Raw genomic sequence first — 17,389 nt, 5'->3', positions numbered from 1 at the left:
TTTATAAATTGATAGGGACAGAATAATCCGCTCAGGCTTAGAAATATAATGGGATAAATTGATAACTTCGATAGGCAAAAGCTATCAATTAAAATAGAAAAAAGCTGCTAGGTGTTCACCCAACAGCTTTTAAAGTTTAAGCATCTAAATCGAATTAGATTAAACCGTTACGAATTAAACTCGCTTACGTCGATTTCAAGCAGTTTACCAATACCTTCACCATATGCAGGGTCAGCTTTGTAACAGTGTCTTAAGTGACGTAGTTGAATCTCTTTTGGTACACCGCCTAAGTTACGAGCGGTATTATCAAACAGTATCGCTTGCTTCTCTGGTGTCATCAGACGGAATAGGTCACCGGGTTGCGAGAAGTAATCTTCATCTTCACGGTGATCCCAATGCGCTGCTGCGCCATCAAGATTCAATGCTGGTTCTGCAAAATCGGGTTGCTCTGCCCATTGGCCTTCATTGTTTGGTTCATAACCTAATGTGCTACCAAAGTTACCATCAACACGCATCGCACCATCACGGTGATAACTGTGTACAGGACAGCGAGGTGCGTTTACTGGGATATGCTGATGATTAACACCTAGACGGTACCGCTGTGCATCACCGTAAGCAAATAGGCGACCTTGAAGCATCTTATCTGGTGAGAAACTGATACCCGGAACTACGTTTGCTGGGTTGAACGCCGACTGCTCAACTTCTGCGAAGAAGTTTTGTGGATTACGGTTTAGCTCAAATTCGCCCACTTCAATTAATGGGTAATCAGCGTGAGGCCAAATCTTAGTTAAGTCGAATGGGTTGTAAGGAACCGTTGCCGCATCAGCTTCTGGCATAATTTGAACTTTCAACGTCCATTTCGGGAAATCTTGATTATCGATGCTGTCTAGCAAATCGCGTTGGTGGCTTTCACGATCATCACCGATCACTTGTGCCGCTTCTGCGTCAGACAAGTTCTTAATACCTTGCTGAGATTTGAAGTGGAATTTAACCCAGAAACGTTCGTTGTCAGCATTGATGAAGCTGAACGTGTGACTGCCGAAACCATGCATGTGGCGGTAAGTCGCAGGGATACCGCGATCACTCATCACGATAGTAATTTGGTGAAGTGCTTCAGGTAAAGAAGTCCAGAAATCCCAGTTGTTCTTCGCGCTGCGCATGTTAGTGCGAGGGTCACGTTTAACGGCGTGGTTTAAGTCTGGGAACTTAAGAGGATCACGAAGGAAGAATACTGGCGTGTTGTTACCCACCATATCCCAGTTACCTTCTTCAGTATAAAACTTCAACGCGAAACCGCGAATATCACGCTCCGCGTCCGCTGCGCCACGTTCGCCCGCTACCGTTGTAAATCGTGCAAACAGATCCGTCTTTTTACCAATTTCAGAGAATAGTTTAGCTTTGGTGTATTGAGTAATATCGTGAGTCACAGTGAAAGTGCCGTAAGCCCCTGAACCTTTCGCGTGCATACGACGCTCTGGAATCACCTCACGATCAAAATGCGCCATTTTTTCTAAAAACCAAACATCTTGAAGAAGTTGAGGACCGCGTTTACCCGCAGTTTGAACATTCTGGTTATGAGCAACAGGGCAACCCGCAGCTGTAGTTAATTTTTTACTCATCATCTATTCCTTATTACCTTTTAGATGCACCATCTTTGTTGCATCTTTACTTCTGAATGGTGGCTATTCATCACACAAAACCACGCAGTAATTAAGGATATAGAATACGCCTGGGCTAAAGTAAAATATAATCGTTTGTATTTATCGTTATCATGGATAAAACCTATCAAATTAATGATCTAAATCATAATCATTCAATATTGACAATAATATTTACAATATAATAATCATGAACTTACAAAACACAGCAAACCAAAGCTAGGCGCAGCCTACCTCGTAGAAGCCCACTATTTTTGAGATATTTTGTGACCTAACCGTAAAGTCGCTGCGATATTTCTTGCCGTTCTTGTTAAGTTAAGCTCCGCCTCTTGTAATACTTTTTCTAAAGTTTGTGGCGATCTTACAGTTCCAAACAAGCTGCTCATTTCGCCGTAAAGCGCTTCTACTTCGGTGCCTAAAGATCCGGCAATTCCTATTGTTGGAATGCCCTGTAAGCTCGCACGTTTGGCAATGCCATAAGGTGTTTTTCCTTGCAGAGTTTGATTGTCCATCTGCCCTTCACCGGTAATCACAAGGTCGGCACCTTTCAACACATCATCGGCTTGCAAAACGTCCAGTACCATCTCGATACCAGGTTTAATTTGCATGTTGAATAGCAAACCAAGTCCCATCGGCGAGCCACCAGCCGCACCATAACCCATACGCTTTTGAACGGATTCACCGCCGTCTACACAACCTTGCGTTTCTGCGACTTGAGCAAAATTCGCAAGCGCCTTATCAAGCATTAAGACTTGTTCAGGTGTCGCTCCTTTTTGCGGACCAAATACATGGCTGGCACCGTTATCGCCACACAATGGATTATCAACATCGCATGCCACAATCAACTCGACATCTGCATAGCGCGAATCCAAACCTGTAAGATCTATTGATGCTAATTCTGCAAGTGCAGCACCACCTCGGCCAAGCTCTTGTCCAGTACTATCTTGCCCTTTACTAACTAACAAGCGTCCACCTAACGCTTGAACAATACCTGCACCACCATCGTTGGTCGCACTGCCACCCAATCCTAAAATAATGCTCTCAGCACCTTGTTCAATGGCTTCTAAGATCAATTGCCCTGTACCAAATGAAGAAGCTATTAACGGGTTACGCTGTTCTGATTTAAGTAAATCCAAACCAGAGGCAGCGGCGATCTCAATTAAAGCCGTTTTCTTAGGATTCTGATCCGACGGTTCTAGCATTGCCCATTCTGCATTGACTGGTTGCCCTAACGGCCCTTCGACTTGGCTATGTCGCTTTTCACCAAAAAGCCCTTGGAGCAATACATCCACAGTCCCTTCACCGCCATCGGCCAAAGGCAAGGTCACATAGTCAGCGTCAGGGAAGATTTCACGAAAGCCCTTTTCGATACACGCTGCCACCGATAAGGCAGATAAAGACTCTTTAAACGAGTCTGGTGCAATAACAATTTTCATACTGAGATATCCAAAAGATTAGTAATTTTGATGAGTGCCCGATCCAAAAATGCCCCTATTGAAGATCAGCAAGCTAATCACTTAATAGGGGCAGTATATAAAGCTATGCAATATTAGTTAGTAACGGCTGTCTTTACTTGTGATTTCTCTTTACTTTTTAGCCACACAAACAGAGCACCTAACACAGCAATTGGTATCAGTGGATCAATCCACGTACCGCCTTTACCAAATACCAGGTTGAGAACCATGATGATGCTTGCACCAATCGCCCATGCGATAGTTGAAGACACAGACCAGATCTTGATTTGGTCTGCAAGTTCAGTAATACCTAACGTACGGTTAATGATATGAAAGTATGAATCGTTCAAGTGAGAGAAGCCTACAGGACCTACTGCACAAGCAAGGGCCACGAACACAGGATCCAAACCTAACGTTTCAACAAGAGGTAATGTCATTGTCGCCGCAACCATCATGGACGCCGTTGCTGAACCTGGATTAAGCGAAGCATAGATGCAATTGCTAATGGTACTAATAATGGTGGAATGCCACTGCTCGCGATCGCTTCTGCAACTTGAGGCCCAGCACCTGATGCTTTAAGTACAGCCCCCATTGCACCACCACAACCAGTCACTACTAATATTAGACCTGTAGTCGATAGCGCATCATCCATAGAGCTAACCATGTCTTTACGTTCGATGTGGCGAGTAAGACCGTATAGCGCCATAAGAACACCGATACCTACAGCCACCACTGGGTTACCAATCAACGAAATAACGTTGTGCATTGCAGTATCACCTTGACCAACAAGCGTATTGATTAGAATGAATGCGATTGGCAACAAAATTGGACCGAATGATAAAAAGTTACTTGGTAGCTCTCTGTCATCTGTTTCTTTTACTTTTTCAAGGTTTGCCCAATCAGCTTGGTTCGTAATCCATGTTTCACCGTTTGGTACGCGGTAGTACTCGTTACCTACTCGGCGAATATAAATCATAGAAAGAAGCATCATAGGGATAGAAACCATCAAACCCCACAACATGTACTCACCTAGATCTACACCTAGAATTCCAGCCACAGCAACTGGGCCCGGTGTTGGTGGCACAAGTGCGTGAGTGATAAGCAAGCCAAGTGCTAGAGTCACACCAAGGCCAACCGCTGACTTACCCGTATCTCGTGAGATTGCGCGAACAAGGGAATGCAAAATGATGTACGCAGAGTCACAAAAAACCGGGATAGCCACTAATACGCCAGTGAAACCTAGTGCTAAATCTTCACGGCCTTTACCACAAAGCTTAACAAAGGTTTTTGCCATACGAACCGCAGCCCCAGAACGCTCGAAACACGCGCCCATGATCACGCCAAACGCGATAATCAGGCCAATGCCGCCTAAAACACCACCGAAGCCTGCTTTAATTGCGTTGATCAATTCGGTTGGTGCCATTCCTGCAAACAGACCCATGATGATACTTGCAATAATCATAGCAAGTGCGACTGGGATTCTCGTTTTAATAATCATACCCATCATGGCTAAAATGCCAATTACGATGCCTATCAGTGCTCCATCCATTTTATATTCCTTTTGTCTCTTTCTTCATTTTTATGAAAATTGTAGGGTGGTGCATATAAGTGATATCGGGATCACCTATTGCACTTTATCGTTATGTGTTGGCTTACCTATAAGCCGTGTTATCTAAATCAGTTTTTACTTTTATGGTTCGTTACATATAAACGCCATTCACACCACGCTATAAATAACTTTTTACCCAGCCAAGCCCCTCTTCTGTCGTGCCTCTTGGGTTATATTCACAACCAATCCAACCTTGGTAACCTGAATCATCCAAAACACTAAATAAGTGTGGGTAGCTCAATTCGCCTTCCGATGGTTCATGCCTTTCTGGTACAGAAGCAATTTGGATATGGCCGGTATAAGCAGCAACTTCACGAATCAAAGTACTTAAATCACCATCCATAATTTGCGCGTGATAAAGGTCGAGTTGCAACTTCACATTTGGCCTATCGACCAACTTAATCAGTTCGACAGCATCACGTTGGTGAGCAATGAAGTAATTAGGAACATCACGGCTATTCAGCGGTTCAATCATCAATTCAATGTTTTGCTCAGCAAACTGGTCTGCCGCAAAACGAATGTTCGATATGAACGTCTCTACGTGTTGCTCTTTAGTAAAACGTTCATCCAGTAGACCAGACATAGCGTGTACTTTTTTACAGCCTAAAGCTTTGGCATACATAAGCGCGTTGTCGACACTGGCTTTGAATTCATCTTCACGACCAGGAATAGCGGCAAAGCCACGCTCGCCTGCATCCCAATCACCTGGAGGCATATTAAAGAGCGCTTGTTCAAAACCAAATTTCTGCATTTTTTCTGAAAGCTCTTCGGCCTCAAATGCATAAGGGAATAGGTATTCAACTGCTTTGAAGCCCGCTTGGTGTGCCTTCTCAAAACGCTCTAGAAATGGCACTTCTGTGAACAGCATTGTTAAGTTTGCAGCGAACTTAGCCATTATTTTCCTCTCCCTTTTAAATCCATCACTTCTTCGTCTGTTAGGTAACGGATGTCTTTATCTTTCAATAAGAACGCCAATTTAGCGGTCTCTTCCAGTTCTTCGGCGTTATCCACCGCATCTACAAAATCGGTACCAGTGACTACTGGGCCGTGGTTTGCTAACAAAAATGCTCGATAATCACCTGCTCGTTTTGCCAACTCTTCAGCAATTTTTGGGTCGCCGGGCCGTAGGTAAGGAATCACTGGTAACTCACCAATTCGCATCACGAAATACGGTGTGAAAGCCTTAATCGCGTTGTTACCATCCAACCCTTCAAGGCAAGACAGTGCAGTTAGATATGTAGAGTGCAGGTGCACAATCGCATTGCACTCTTCATTATTTCTATAAATCGCTAAGTGGAACGCGGCTTCTTTCGAAGGCTTCTTACCTGAAATGTGGTTACCATCAATATCAACAACCGACAATTCCTCAGCGATAAGGCGACCAAATGAAGAGCCTGTTGGTGTTGCTAGAAAATGCCCATTTGGCAATTTGATAGATAGGTTACCTGCGCCACCTGTAGCATAACCTCGCTCGAACATTGAACGAGCGAGCGTGACCATTTGCTCTCTTAACTGCTGCTCGTTCATCAAAACTTTACTCATTTGAATCTCGCTTATGAAAAGAATGATTGAGCTTTAGCGAAGAAGTTTTCATCACCAAAGTTGCCAGATTTAAGTGCCAATGAAAGATCACCTTCAACCGACCTCACCCAAGGCACACCTGGTGCGATTTGAGGGCCAATATGAAAACCTTTCACAGCCAAGCTTTGGGTCACTACACCAGAGGTTTCACCACCAGCGACAATGAAGTTCTTCACTCCGTTCTGCTGCAACTTAATCGCTAGCTGGCTAAAGAACTGTTCAACCGCATGACTAGAGGCATGCGCGCCATACTCTTCTTGAATAACTTTTAGTGCCGTTGCTTCAGCCGTCGCGTATACCAACGGTGCAAATTCACTTTGAATATGAGTCATCACCCAATCGAATACTTCATTGGCGTATTGATCATTGGTTAAGCAAGCCTTCACATCGATAGCAAAGTGAGGAGCAAGCTGTTTGTATAGCGCAACTTGTTGGTTAGTCATCACTGAACAAGAACCAGAGAATACAACCGTTGGTGCTTTGACTGGGCTACCTGCATGTTTTGCATCACTTTGGTCAGCAAGATGTTTCGTCCAATTTTTAGCAATACCAGCAGCTAGGCCTGAGCCACCTGTGATTAGTTTCAGAGATTTAGCCGCTTGACCTAACGTCACCAAGTGCTCTGCATTAAATGCGTCTACCACGGCGTAGCGACTACCTTGAGCTTTGAGTTCGTTAAGACGAGCGGTAACAGCATCAGAGCCCTGTTCAATCGTTTGAAAGTTAACTAAACCGGAAACACCTGCTGACTGTGCGTCCATCATTCGAACCACACTTGAATCCGTCATTGGTGTAACAGGGTGATAACGCATACCTGAATCACAGAGCAACTCACCAAAAACAAACAAGTGACCGTTGTAAACCGTACGACCATTTACTGGCAATGCAGGGCAAACCATCGTAAATGATTCCCCAAGTTCCGCTAAAAGCGCATCAGTGACAGGCCCAATATTGCCCTCAGCCGTGCTGTCGAAAGTGGAGCAATATTTGAAGTAAAACTGTTGGCAGCCTTGTGCTTGTAGCCATTTAAGCCCGGCAACGGAGTCGGTAATAGCTTCATCAACGGGGCAAGAACGTGATTTAAGGCTGATCACGACCGCATCCGCTGCAACCTCAAAATCACCAGTAGGAATGCCATTTAATTGGATAGTGCGCATACCGTTTTCAACAAGGAAACCCGCGATATCTGTCGCACCAGTAAAGTCGTCTGCAATAACGCCTAATAACATGATTACTTCTCCACTTTTGGTGTATTCACACCCGGTAGATCAATACCTTGGAATACCTTAATAACGGCGCTGTCATCTTCTTGTCCAAAGCCAGCATTGCTTGCGCTCACAAACATATTCAGTGCTGCACTGGATAGCGGAAGTGGGAATTTAAGATCCTGAGCCGTATCGGATACTAGATTGAGGTCTTTAACAAAGATATCGACCATAGATTTTGGAGAGTAGTCGCCATCCACTACGTGCTTCATACGGTTCTCAAACATCCAAGAATTGCCCGCAGCATTGGTCACTACGTCGTACATAAGATCTAGAGGGATGTTTGCGCGTGCCGCTAATGCCATCGCTTCCGCGCCTGCAGCAATGTGAACACCTGCAAGTAACTGGTGAATAATCTTCACAGTCGCGCCAAGTCCAACCGCTTCGCCAATGTTGTAGACTTTTGCTGCAGTTGCATCGAGTACAGGAGCCAGAGCTTCAAATGTACTTACTGCGCCTGAAGCCATAATGGTCATTTCACCGGCTTCTGCTTTTACTGCACCACCTGAAACGGGAGCATCAAGCATCACAAGACCGTACTCAGATAACTGAGCTTCGATTTGTTTTGCGTCTTCCGCGGAAATCGTCGCCGATACCATAATCGGTGTATTAGGTCTTAGTGCCGCCGCAAGACCAGTCTTAAACAGTACCGTGTTAACTTGAGCAGCATTCACAACTAATATCAAAACAGAATCAAGTTTGTCTGCAAACTCAACCGCACTTGTCGAGACCACTTTTGCACCATATTCACCCAAGGTTTCAAGCGCTTGCGGATTCAAATCGAAACCATATACATCAAGCCCTGCTCGCACACATGACTTCGCTGCGCCCATGCCCATAGAACCTAAACCGATAACACCAACAGATTGAACTTCATTCATAGCAAGATGCCTTTCACGTAATTGTTAAACTCTAAATTTGTTAATTCTTGTTTATGTTTGTGATTATATGTGAAGCAATCGAATGCGACTTAGTGATAAGTCACACTTTTAACAAAAGTTAACACTTATGAGTAATTTAACCCTTTCGAGGCATTTGATAATGGTAATTTCGGCGACTATCACAGTTCTAATTACTATTTAACAACAGATATTCACAGATATTCACAAAACAGAGAAAGATTGATAGGATGATGAAAAATAAGAACATAGAAGAAGAATCATGATTCCAGCGGAACGTCAGAGAACCATTTTGTCACTATTATCACACCAAGAAGTGATCAGTATTTCTGAGCTTGTAGAGCACCTAGAGGTCTCTCATATGACCATTCGTCGGGATATCGTAAAGCTAGAGACATCAGGGAAAGTGATTTCAGTTTCGGGCGGTGTTCAGCTGACTAAAGCACTTCACAGCGAATTGTCACACGACATAAAGGTAGAACAGCAAGCAAGCGAAAAAGCTCAAATAGGTCAACTAGCGGCTCAATTGGTTCCTAAGTATTCGACTATCTACTTAGACGCTGGAACAACCTCTTTGGAGATCGCCCACCAACTTGCAGGGCGAGATGATCTGCTTATCATCACCAATGACTTCGCAATTGCCGCGTACCTAATGAACAACACACAATCTGAGATTTACCATACTGGTGGCAAGATTGACCGTGAAAATCAATCGAGTATTGGGGGTAAAGTGGCTGAGTTCTTGGCAGGGATGAATATTGATATTGCGTTTATCTCTTCTTCATCTTGGAATCTAAAAGGGCTCTCGACACCTTGTGAAAATAAGGTGTTAGTCAAACAAGCCATTGTTCAAGCAGCTAATTCAAACTATCTGATTTCAGACTCAACCAAATACGGGCGCATCGCTACCTTCCACGCCTTAGATTTAAGCGCGCTTGATGGCGTGATCACCGATATTGATCTTTCGAGTAGTGTGATTGATGAACTTCAAGACAAAGGTATTAAGGTCATTAATTCGTAACGGATCCTCATCAATTTTCAGGCTCACCAACCAAACATTCAGAGCCTGAATAACCCAATTCCAAGAACATTTATTTATCCACTCGATAAAAATAATTTTTACAGTTAAGCGTGTTTATTCATTAATAATATTGTCGTTGGTCGGCATAATAGTCATGAGTCCATTCAACGAGTTAGGTTATGTTTTTCAAGCGCCTTTTGGCATTGGTTTTACCCGTTACTTTTGTATTTTCCGCGCACACCGAAACGTTTAGTGAGCGAATGGAACGCATCGAACAAGAAAATGCACTTGCGAAAACCATGACCGAAGCCCAAGTCAAATTGATACAAAAAGTTGTTCAAAGCGAAACCCTTACTGATTTCATCAATCGCTTGAGGCTCGAAGCACTTTCCTAACGCGTACAATAAAAAACATCACCACACACGCGATATAAAGCTTGCCTACCCATAGGCCGATATTGATCAGCTGAGTTTCTTACTTAATTAGACGCTGATACTCAGTATCAGAGAGGTAAGGATCGTCAAAGGGGACAACGTTAATCCCCCACACAAACCAAACAAACCAAACCAAACGACACTTCCTGCGAGTAGCCATAAGGCTGGTATTAAAAGTTGCTCGAACACACTTAGCAGTGTGTTCTTGTTAAGCGATATTTAAGCTTTTTTCATTTCACGACCTTTTGATCACAACACAGGGGGGCTCTAAAGCAGAAAAAGTATTAAAGCCTTTTATTCCACTTCCCTTGATGGTCTCGGTCGCAATTCTCTTGTGTATCGAAGCTCACGTGCTTATCGATATTCTTCAGTTGAATCCCAACTTGATTGAACGCTTGTTGGATTGCCGCAGAGACACTCTGTTGACCTTCGCCATTTAAGAAGTTCGTTCTATCCTGGTTGGTATCGAATACACAGACAATTTTCAAACTTTGTGGGAATGAAGAGAAGTTGACCGAGTGAGTCACCCACAAAAAACCATCGAAGCCTTTCAGTGTATCTTCACAAACATCATTTAACACATCTCTGATTTGATTCTCGATCTTCTTGTCTGATTTACGCATGCGGCAAAGGTCCTATTTAACACCTTAAAAAATAAGGTTTTTCTGTCAATGTTGTCTTAACCGACATTGGACACTGTGGCAGTTTCAAATGCAAAGTATTTATTAGGAGAGTCGGCTAGAAGATATAGAGGAAACGCCTCCTGCTTGATCACTGACAAGGCTATCAAGCATGAGGCGAACATAGAATTGACTAAGACACTAACTCGCCGCGAGATCCCAATCGGTTAATAGCTTCATGATTACGCGCGAGTCTTGATGGGTCGCCATTGGCGCAGCAAGTTGTGTGTCACCTCGCTCAACTGCTTGGCGAATATTACGAACTTGATAGTGGAAACCGTCGCCTTGGGCTGCAACTTTCACTTCACGTGTCGACGTTTCATAGATCTCTACCGTAAACGAGTTTTCTTCGGTCGGTAACCATGGGTTAGTATCAAGAGTGATGCAGCCTTTGCTGCCTAGAATCGTGAAGCCATGCTTTAAGCCGTGGTCTTCTGCGGTATGGATTTGTGCGGTGAAGTGGTCATTAAAACGTATCATCGCCGACGATTCACAGATATTGCCATCTTGACCTCGTCGACCGATTGCTGAGATCTGCACATCATCAAACACACTCTCACCAAACTGTTGTTGCGCGACAGAGTGAATCAGAGACATTGGGTAACAACCCAAGTTGTACAGTGCACCCTTGCTCGCAGGGTTAACGAACTGATCAATCGCCGCAACGTAGGAACCTTGAATAGAGCGCACTTCGCCAATCTCACCTGTCGCTAGCTCTTGATGAAGCTTGGCGATCAGTGGATGGTTTAGGTACATCAGACCTTCAGCGAAGAATACGCCCGCTTCTTTCACTGCTTGCAAAGCTTGCTCGGTTTTTTCCATATCAACCGACAGAGACTTTTCACACAAGATAGCTTTGCCTTTTTGAGCCGCTTTAATCACGTATTCGTGATGAACGTGGTTTGGAAGAGCAATGTAGATAATGCCGACCGACTCGTCTTCAATCAAGGCTTCGTAGCTGTTGAAGGTTCGTGTTGGCTGGTACTGTGCAGCAAACTCATTGAGTGTTTTCTCTGTGCGTCCAGCGACGGCATACAATTCACTTTGAGCATCACCTTTAATCGCATCGGCCATTACACCTGAGATAAAACTGGTTCCTAGGATTCCCCATTTCATGTCTTAGATCTCCTGCTCTTGTGTTTTGATAGGTCCACGTTGTGTTTCAAATGCTTGCACCAATTCCGTAATATCACGCTCAATAAACGCTTGGGTATGAGGCATCACAAAGTGCTGATTAATAGCCTCGCGGTTTGCGTATTGCTCAAGCAAAATCACACGATCGCTTTGGCTTTGATCATAGGTCGCAATTGCTTGTAGGCAGCCAGGTTCGCTTTGCATGTCTAGGCAAAACTGCTCGATAGCTTCAACCGCAGCCTCACTTTCAATGTTGGTTTTGATCTTAAGTTCGGCAGTCACAAAGATGGTTTCGTTTGTTTGAGGCATTTCACGCTCTTATTTAAGTTAATTATCGGTTTGCCATTAATATAATTAACCCCTAATAATTGATAAACTCACCTTTTGTTTATTATTTATCAACTGAGAGTATTTAATGGATAAGTTAACTAGCATGAAGGTCTTCGTTTACGTAGTGGAGCAAGGCAGCTTTCGCAGCGCCGCCAACCACTTCAACCTGTCGGCAACCATGATCAGTAAACATGTCCACCACCTTGAAACGAGCCTTAACTCTCAGCTGATTCATCGCACCACGCGTAAGCAATCTTTAACCGATTCAGGTCAGCTTTATTATCGAGAATGTAAACGAATTCTTGAAGACCTCAGCAATGCTGAAAACCTGATTCAAACCTTGGAAAACCAGCCTCAAGGCACGGTAAAAATAAACTGCCCGGTCACCTATGGAAACAAGGTACTTGCCCCGATAGTGGCTAAGTTCCTCGCAAATCACCCAACGATCAACGTCGAACTCGTGTTGAACAATGACCTTGTCGACCCTTATTCATCCGATATTGATTTGATTGTGCGAATCGGCGATCTATCTGACTCTAGTTTAGTCGCTAGATACTTAGGGGATTATGAGATGTGTTACTGCGCGGCTCCTGAGTACCTTAACCAACATGCAGAAATCCGTGTGTTGGAAGACCTTGCACAACACCCATCGCTTGGATTCAGCTATAGCAGTCGTCGTGATGTGAGTGGTCGAGATACACAAGCGCGGGGTGCGCAAAGCAGTGAATCGCAACTCCTAGCTCCTCAGAACCACCAAGCAACGCATAGCGCGGTGAATAAAGGGCAAGTACGTTTGATGTCGAACAATGGGGATGTGTTGCGATATGCTGCCCTTCAAGGCGTAGGCGTATTGTTACAGCCGACTATCTTAGTTGCCGAAGAAATTGAGCGTGGAATGCTATTGGAGATCTTGCCCGGCATGGCACCGTTACCCAAACCGATTCACTTACTCTACAAGACCAAGCAACTGTCGTTGAAGAACAGAACCTTTGTCGAGTTCTTGTTAGCCGAGCTTTCTAAATAACTAGAGTGATCTGAGTAACTAAGGTGGGCTGCGTTACTAATGGCTTTAAAGCAACGATGAACGCTAAACCATTTGCCAATGACTCATCAAGTGCTTACCAAGCTCAGAAGGAGTAGTGTTATGGACGACCATCTCATCACATTGGTTGAACACCATGAAGTGTTTAAGCTCATCGCATAAGGCGTGAATTAATAATTCATGGTTTTTGATTCGATCTTCAACAACCAAGTTACGAATATTGAGTAAGCCACTCTTCCTATCAACTTTGCAATCCATTCGTGCCACCAGCTCACCCTGCCACAGAATAGGCAAACTAAAGTAACCAAACTGACGCTTGGCCTCTGGCACATAGCACTCAAGGAGGTAGTCAAAGTTGAACAATGATTGCATTCGTTTACGTTGAATCAACAAATTATCAAATGGCGACAGTATCTTTAGTTTGGTTCTAGAAAGGGGTTGATTCAACAGGTCAAAGGCATCCGGCAGAGCATAGTAATCAGAACCTTGAACATCCACTTTCAGCACCTGATTATTTTCAAACATCTGTTGGAGTGTTTTCTGAATAAGAGGCTTTGTGTTCTTGAGTAGGTAGCTCATTTCCGACGCTATTCCAACTCCGTTAGCCTCTAAATAACGAGTTATCAGATGCTCGATGTACTCTTGTTCAGTCGGTTCAGAGGTATCAATTCCGCTCGGTAAAACTCGCTCGGTTAAGTCATACACTTTATGAAAGTTCACTCGGCTTGGCACCATTAAATCGCCTTGCATGAACAAGGTTTCCAATGCTTGCTTGGCCGGTTTACCGCCCCACCCACCGGGGTTTGGCCTATCCCCTTCAAAGTCTTTCGCCATCAACGGCCCTTCGCTCTCAATACGTTTGAGAACATGTGCCATCAGGGCATCGTCTTTTTTATACCAATGCTTAAGCTTACCGCTTGCGAATCCACTCTTGCGATGTAGGCTGAATCGGAAGTCACGCATGGGTAAATACGCGGCGGCGTGCGACCAATACTCAAACACCTCTCGACGCTCTAACAGCTTGTCGAGATGATCAAGCTGATAGTCTTGATTACGATTCCACAGCGTATGATGGTGAGCTCGCTGAATCACAGAGATGGTATCAATTTGCACATACCCAAGGTTTTCAATCGCAGACAGCGTATTCGCCAAGGAGCCGCCATTACGTTGCTTTTTAGGCGGCAGCTTCTTAGGTGGCAATTTCTGCGAAAGCAGTACCATTTTTTGCGCCTGAGCGAGTGACAGTGATTCCATGAGATTCAGACTCTAATTGATATCAATGATCGGCTTATGATTCAGCAATAAGTTCTTGAAGAATTTGCTTGTACGTTTCTACCGTCTGAGCACCTGTTACCGCACTTTTACGATTGAATACCACTGTTGGCACCGCTGAAATACCCATGCGTTGCCATTCAAACTCTTGAGCTTCAATTTGCTTCAAGTTATCGATGTTCTTTAGGCGTTTCAATGCCTTCGTCGAATCTAGCCCAACCGCTTCAAGCTCTTGTGCGATAACCTCAAGATCAGACAGATCTTTCTGCTCTGAAAAATGAGCAGTAAAGAAGCGTAGCTTTAACTCAGTCTGTTTACCGTGCGCTAGAGCAAAATCAAGCAGCACATGTAGGTGACGTGAATTCACCATTCTCATGCTGTCATAGAAATTGAAATCGAACCCTACCGCTTTGCCACGAGCAGCCAGTTGCTCACGTGAACTTTGGCTCTCTTCCGCACTAGAGCCGTATTTTCTCATGATATGCTCACGCAGGTTTTCACCTTCTTGCGGCATATCGGGATTCAGCTCAAACGGCTGCCATTCAAGTTCAATCTGCTGTTCTAAGCCAAGTTCAGAAACGGCTTGCTCTAGGTTTTTGTAGCCGACTACGCACCAAGGGCACATTACGTCAGAAATAATATCGAGTTGAAGTTTCTTGCTCATCGTCATTCCAAATGTGGTTGATAAGGCGTACTCAATACAAGTGAATACCCATCTTTGTCACTAAGATTACAACAAGATGAACAATCGTTCAAATATCAATATCTTCCCTCCAAAATAACTTCAACTTCTGCCAATTAACCTTTGACTTAAAGTTAACTTTAAGTTGTAGAGTTATGCAAAACAGAGACTATGAGACAACGATATGAAGAGAAAAACACCACCCTACCTTACCGGACGTTTCTTTGATGGCATCAGCTCAGGGCTGTTTATGTTAGCGCTGCCTTGGTTAATGCTAGCGACACCTAACATGGGGACTTTTGTCGCACTGACCGCCCTGCTTTGTACCGTCACAACTTTTCTAGTAACCCCGTATTTTTCTGCGTTGATCGACCGCCATTCTCGTAAACACATTCTGATCATCGCGCAGATAATTCAAGCTTCAACCGCATTTATTGTCGCAGCTATATACTGGCTCGGATTTGGCTCGATTATGGTGTTAGGTGCGGCTCAGCTGATCTTTTGGGTCTCAAGTAGCCTTGCATGGCACACCAACAACGCCTTTACACAAGAAAATTACGATCACCACGAATACGCCAAAATCTCTAGCCACCAAGAAATTATTCTGCAGTCGACAACATTAGGTGCTGGGGCTTTGGGCGTTGTGCTACTAGAACAATGGAGCATCAATGAGTTTGCGATTTTTGCAGGTATTGCTTCGACCATTTCAGCTATCAGCTACCTAATGACACCGTACAGAAGACGAATCAAGGACAGCGTCAACGCACCTTTCAAGCAGCAGCTAACCGAGATTAAAGAAGTATTTTCTCAGTCGCCACAATTCTACGGATTCCTGATTGTTTCTTGTCTCTCATATCCGATGATGACTTTTTTAAGTCGATTGGTTCCTATCTGGTTTTCAGAGCTCAATGTGACCGGAGATTGGCTCGCGCTTTACAACATCTCACTCGGCATGGGTGCATTGATCATTGGCGTGTCTTTACCATTAATTCTAAAGTCCGCTTCCCACAAAACAATCATCCAATTAGCCATGGTGATTATCGCCGTCTCTTTACTGCTCATGAGCCAAGTAGAAAACCCAGCGTATATCATTGTGCTGACATTCATCTTCGGGGCATTCAACGCGCTCAATAGAATCGCACGTACCAATTGGATGCACCACGCGGTGGCAATGAAACAGCGAGGAAGAGTGGATGGAGGGCTAGCCCTATTTGCCACACTCACACAAAGCCTAAGCTATGTGTTGATTGCGGTATTGGCGCAAGCAGATACCATTGTGTACGGTTTTATCATTGCAGGGATTGTGGTTCTAGCTGCTACATTTTGGATGAGTAAACTTGGTAAACAAATCAAACCTGAATGTACGTTGGCGAATCAATGTTAAGACGAATTATAAAGCTCAGGCTCACCAACAAAAAAGCCAACTCATCTTCACGAGTTGGCTTTGATAAAAACCGGATTGAGCTTAACCGCGTTACGCTAGCAACTTCTCAAGTACTTGGAATACACCGGCATCGACGTTACTTGGCGCGCTAAAACGTGCGATCTCTTTTAACTTGGGATGCGCGTTTTCCATCGCGTAAGAGTGGTAGCTCTCTTTAAGCATTTCCAAGTCATTCAGGTAATCACCAAAACTCATGGTCTGCTCGAAAGTGAAACCTAATGTGTTCTGGAGATGTTTAATTGCCGCCCCTTTCGACGCTTCAGCATGCATCACATCCAACCAAATTTTTGCACTCACAACCACTTGATAATTGTCACCAAACTTGGCATTGATGCTTGGGTTTACTTTCTCTTGTGAGCCGTCGAAATGGCAGATAGCCACCTTGATGAATTCATCTTCTACCGCCAGTAAATCTTCTACTTGCTCACGGCGATGGTAGTACTTAGAGATCTCTTCTAAAGCACGCTCATCTTTGGTTTCGATGTATGCCGACTTCTTACCACACAGCACCACATGTGCACCTTCAATAGCACGCGCTTCTTTAATGATCTCTTTGATGGCATCTGTATCTAGCAAGCAGCTGTAAAGTTCTTGGCCTTTGTGCATCACTAATGTGCCGTTTTCAGCAACAAACATCATGCGATCTTTAAGTGGAGCAAATGTCTCCATCAAGCTGTAGTACTGTCTACCCGATGCCGCAGCAAAAATGATGTTTTGAGCTTCTAAGCGCTCATAAAGATTGAAAAATTCCGGGTCTAATTTTCCGTGTTCATTAAGCAGAGTGCCGTCCATATCAGCAGCGATAAATTTGATGTTCTGTTGTGGCATTTCAGGGCTTACCTATAAGTAAAGATTAAAGTGTAAATTATGATTTTTCGTTATCT

The 17,389-nt window shown here is 44.1% G+C and carries 16 protein-coding genes and 1 pseudogene; 4 read left to right on the top strand and 13 right to left on the bottom strand.

Annotation, left to right across the window (positions count from 1 at the left end; genetic code table 11):
• Positions 1 to 167 precede the first annotated feature (167 nt).
• From katE2 to ltnD, 7 genes and pseudogenes are all read right to left on the bottom strand, one after another.
• Entirely contained in the window at positions 168 to 1,619 is a 1,452-nt protein-coding gene (gene katE2 / locus ACFI6G_RS04690; RefSeq protein ID WP_010431722.1) for a catalase KatE2, read from the bottom strand.
• A 287-nt stretch (positions 1,620 to 1,906) separates the two neighbouring features.
• On the bottom strand, positions 1,907 to 3,094 hold the full coding sequence (locus ACFI6G_RS04685) for a glycerate kinase (RefSeq protein WP_102265431.1): 1,188 nt from the start codon (positions 3,092 to 3,094) through the stop codon (positions 1,907 to 1,909).
• A gap of 113 nt (positions 3,095 to 3,207) precedes the next feature.
• A pseudogene (locus tag ACFI6G_RS04680) lies at positions 3,208 to 4,661 on the bottom strand (GntP family permease).
• Between the two features lie 178 nt (positions 4,662 to 4,839).
• The gene (gene otnI, locus ACFI6G_RS04675; protein WP_102290478.1) at positions 4,840 to 5,616 is read right to left on the bottom strand and encodes a 2-oxo-tetronate isomerase; all 777 of its coding nucleotides are present in this window, start codon (positions 5,614 to 5,616) and stop codon (positions 4,840 to 4,842) included.
• Positions 5,616 to 6,263 (bottom strand): 3-oxo-tetronate 4-phosphate decarboxylase, encoded by a 648-nt coding sequence (gene otnC / locus ACFI6G_RS04670; protein ID WP_016784348.1) that lies wholly within the window; start codon positions 6,261 to 6,263, stop codon positions 5,616 to 5,618. Before otnC ends, otnI begins: the two co-directional genes overlap by 1 nt.
• Before the next feature lie 11 nt (positions 6,264 to 6,274).
• Positions 6,275 to 7,531: a 3-oxo-tetronate kinase gene (otnK, locus tag ACFI6G_RS04665; RefSeq protein ID WP_010431737.1), complete on the bottom strand. Its 1,257-nt coding sequence runs from the start codon at positions 7,529 to 7,531 to the stop codon at positions 6,275 to 6,277.
• Between the two features lie 2 nt (positions 7,532 to 7,533).
• A complete protein-coding gene (ltnD, locus tag ACFI6G_RS04660; RefSeq protein WP_010431740.1) occupies positions 7,534 to 8,448 on the bottom strand; it encodes an L-threonate dehydrogenase in 915 nt (304 codons plus the stop codon).
• A 280-nt stretch (positions 8,449 to 8,728) separates the two neighbouring features.
• Here ltnD and ACFI6G_RS04655 point away from each other — a divergent pair, with 280 nt between their 5' ends.
• Positions 8,729 to 9,487 (top strand): DeoR/GlpR family DNA-binding transcription regulator, encoded by a 759-nt coding sequence (locus tag ACFI6G_RS04655; protein WP_010431743.1) that lies wholly within the window; start codon positions 8,729 to 8,731, stop codon positions 9,485 to 9,487.
• 179 nt (positions 9,488 to 9,666) lie between these two features.
• Entirely contained in the window at positions 9,667 to 9,882 is a 216-nt protein-coding gene (locus ACFI6G_RS04650) for a hypothetical protein (RefSeq protein ID WP_016767370.1), read from the top strand.
• A gap of 323 nt (positions 9,883 to 10,205) precedes the next feature.
• Here the strand turns inward: ACFI6G_RS04650 and ACFI6G_RS04645 are convergent, their stop codons facing one another.
• From ACFI6G_RS04645 to ACFI6G_RS04635, 3 genes are all read right to left on the bottom strand, one after another.
• Entirely contained in the window at positions 10,206 to 10,544 is a 339-nt protein-coding gene (locus ACFI6G_RS04645) for a Fis family transcriptional regulator (protein ID WP_102290479.1), read from the bottom strand.
• A gap of 198 nt (positions 10,545 to 10,742) precedes the next feature.
• Positions 10,743 to 11,717, bottom strand: coding sequence for a Gfo/Idh/MocA family protein (locus ACFI6G_RS04640; protein WP_046209057.1), 975 nt, complete (start codon positions 11,715 to 11,717; stop codon positions 10,743 to 10,745).
• 3 nt (positions 11,718 to 11,720) lie between these two features.
• On the bottom strand, positions 11,721 to 12,044 hold the full coding sequence (locus tag ACFI6G_RS04635) for a putative quinol monooxygenase (protein ID WP_016793231.1): 324 nt from the start codon (positions 12,042 to 12,044) through the stop codon (positions 11,721 to 11,723).
• Positions 12,045 to 12,150: 106 nt separating this feature from the next.
• On the opposite strand from ACFI6G_RS04635, the gene ACFI6G_RS04630 reads away from it, so the two are divergent.
• The gene (locus tag ACFI6G_RS04630) at positions 12,151 to 13,089 is read left to right on the top strand and encodes a LysR substrate-binding domain-containing protein (protein WP_016767368.1); all 939 of its coding nucleotides are present in this window, start codon (positions 12,151 to 12,153) and stop codon (positions 13,087 to 13,089) included.
• Between the two features lie 63 nt (positions 13,090 to 13,152).
• Here the strand turns inward: ACFI6G_RS04630 and ACFI6G_RS04625 are convergent, their stop codons facing one another.
• Both ACFI6G_RS04625 and ACFI6G_RS04620 read right to left on the bottom strand, forming a co-directional pair.
• Complete coding sequence (locus ACFI6G_RS04625) at positions 13,153 to 14,361, bottom strand: winged helix-turn-helix domain-containing protein (protein ID WP_016767367.1); 1,209 nt, start codon at positions 14,359 to 14,361, stop codon at positions 13,153 to 13,155.
• 34 nt (positions 14,362 to 14,395) lie between these two features.
• Positions 14,396 to 15,043, bottom strand: coding sequence for a DsbA family oxidoreductase (locus tag ACFI6G_RS04620; RefSeq protein ID WP_016795387.1), 648 nt, complete (start codon positions 15,041 to 15,043; stop codon positions 14,396 to 14,398).
• Between the two features lie 202 nt (positions 15,044 to 15,245).
• Between ACFI6G_RS04620 and ACFI6G_RS04615 the strand changes: the two genes are divergently transcribed.
• Positions 15,246 to 16,445, top strand: a complete 1,200-nt coding sequence (locus ACFI6G_RS04615; RefSeq protein WP_371968155.1) for an MFS transporter — start codon at positions 15,246 to 15,248, stop codon at positions 16,443 to 16,445.
• Positions 16,446 to 16,535: 90 nt separating this feature from the next.
• Here the strand turns inward: ACFI6G_RS04615 and ACFI6G_RS04610 are convergent, their stop codons facing one another.
• On the bottom strand, positions 16,536 to 17,333 hold the full coding sequence (locus ACFI6G_RS04610; protein ID WP_371968156.1) for a Cof-type HAD-IIB family hydrolase: 798 nt from the start codon (positions 17,331 to 17,333) through the stop codon (positions 16,536 to 16,538).
• Positions 17,334 to 17,389: the final 56 nt, after the last annotated feature.

It is taken from the genome of Vibrio sp. PSi01, from assembly GCF_054960695.1.
The sequence above is the reverse complement of the archived record's forward strand: the minus strand, read 5'-3'. Positions and strand labels throughout refer to the sequence as shown.

Bases quoted from the DNA above. Each gene is read 5' to 3' on its own strand.
- ACFI6G_RS04635 (WP_016793231.1), bottom strand. From the start codon at position 12,044: ATGCCTCAAACAAACGAAACCATCTTTGTGACTGCCGAACTTAAGATC.
- ACFI6G_RS04655 (WP_010431743.1), top strand. From the start codon at position 8,729: ATGATTCCAGCGGAACGTCAGAGAACCATTTTGTCACTATTATCACAC.
- ACFI6G_RS04645 (WP_102290479.1), bottom strand. From the start codon at position 10,544: ATGCGTAAATCAGACAAGAAGATCGAGAATCAAATCAGAGATGTGTTA.
- ACFI6G_RS04650 (WP_016767370.1), top strand. From the start codon at position 9,667: ATGTTTTTCAAGCGCCTTTTGGCATTGGTTTTACCCGTTACTTTTGTA.
- ACFI6G_RS04610 (WP_371968156.1), bottom strand. From the start codon at position 17,333: ATGCCACAACAGAACATCAAATTTATCGCTGCTGATATGGACGGCACT.
- ltnD (WP_010431740.1), bottom strand. From the start codon at position 8,448: ATGAATGAAGTTCAATCTGTTGGTGTTATCGGTTTAGGTTCTATGGGC.
- ACFI6G_RS04630 (WP_016767368.1), top strand. From the start codon at position 12,151: ATGGATAAGTTAACTAGCATGAAGGTCTTCGTTTACGTAGTGGAGCAA.
- ACFI6G_RS04620 (WP_016795387.1), bottom strand. From the start codon at position 15,043: ATGAGCAAGAAACTTCAACTCGATATTATTTCTGACGTAATGTGCCCT.
- ACFI6G_RS04615 (WP_371968155.1), top strand. From the start codon at position 15,246: ATGAAGAGAAAAACACCACCCTACCTTACCGGACGTTTCTTTGATGGC.
- otnI (WP_102290478.1), bottom strand. From the start codon at position 5,616: ATGGCTAAGTTCGCTGCAAACTTAACAATGCTGTTCACAGAAGTGCCA.
- ACFI6G_RS04625 (WP_016767367.1), bottom strand. From the start codon at position 14,361: ATGGAATCACTGTCACTCGCTCAGGCGCAAAAAATGGTACTGCTTTCG.
- ACFI6G_RS04685 (WP_102265431.1), bottom strand. From the start codon at position 3,094: ATGAAAATTGTTATTGCACCAGACTCGTTTAAAGAGTCTTTATCTGCC.
- otnK (WP_010431737.1), bottom strand. From the start codon at position 7,531: ATGTTATTAGGCGTTATTGCAGACGACTTTACTGGTGCGACAGATATC.
- otnC (WP_016784348.1), bottom strand. From the start codon at position 6,263: ATGAGTAAAGTTTTGATGAACGAGCAGCAGTTAAGAGAGCAAATGGTC.
- katE2 (WP_010431722.1), bottom strand. From the start codon at position 1,619: ATGAGTAAAAAATTAACTACAGCTGCGGGTTGCCCTGTTGCTCATAAC.
- ACFI6G_RS04640 (WP_046209057.1), bottom strand. From the start codon at position 11,717: ATGAAATGGGGAATCCTAGGAACCAGTTTTATCTCAGGTGTAATGGCC.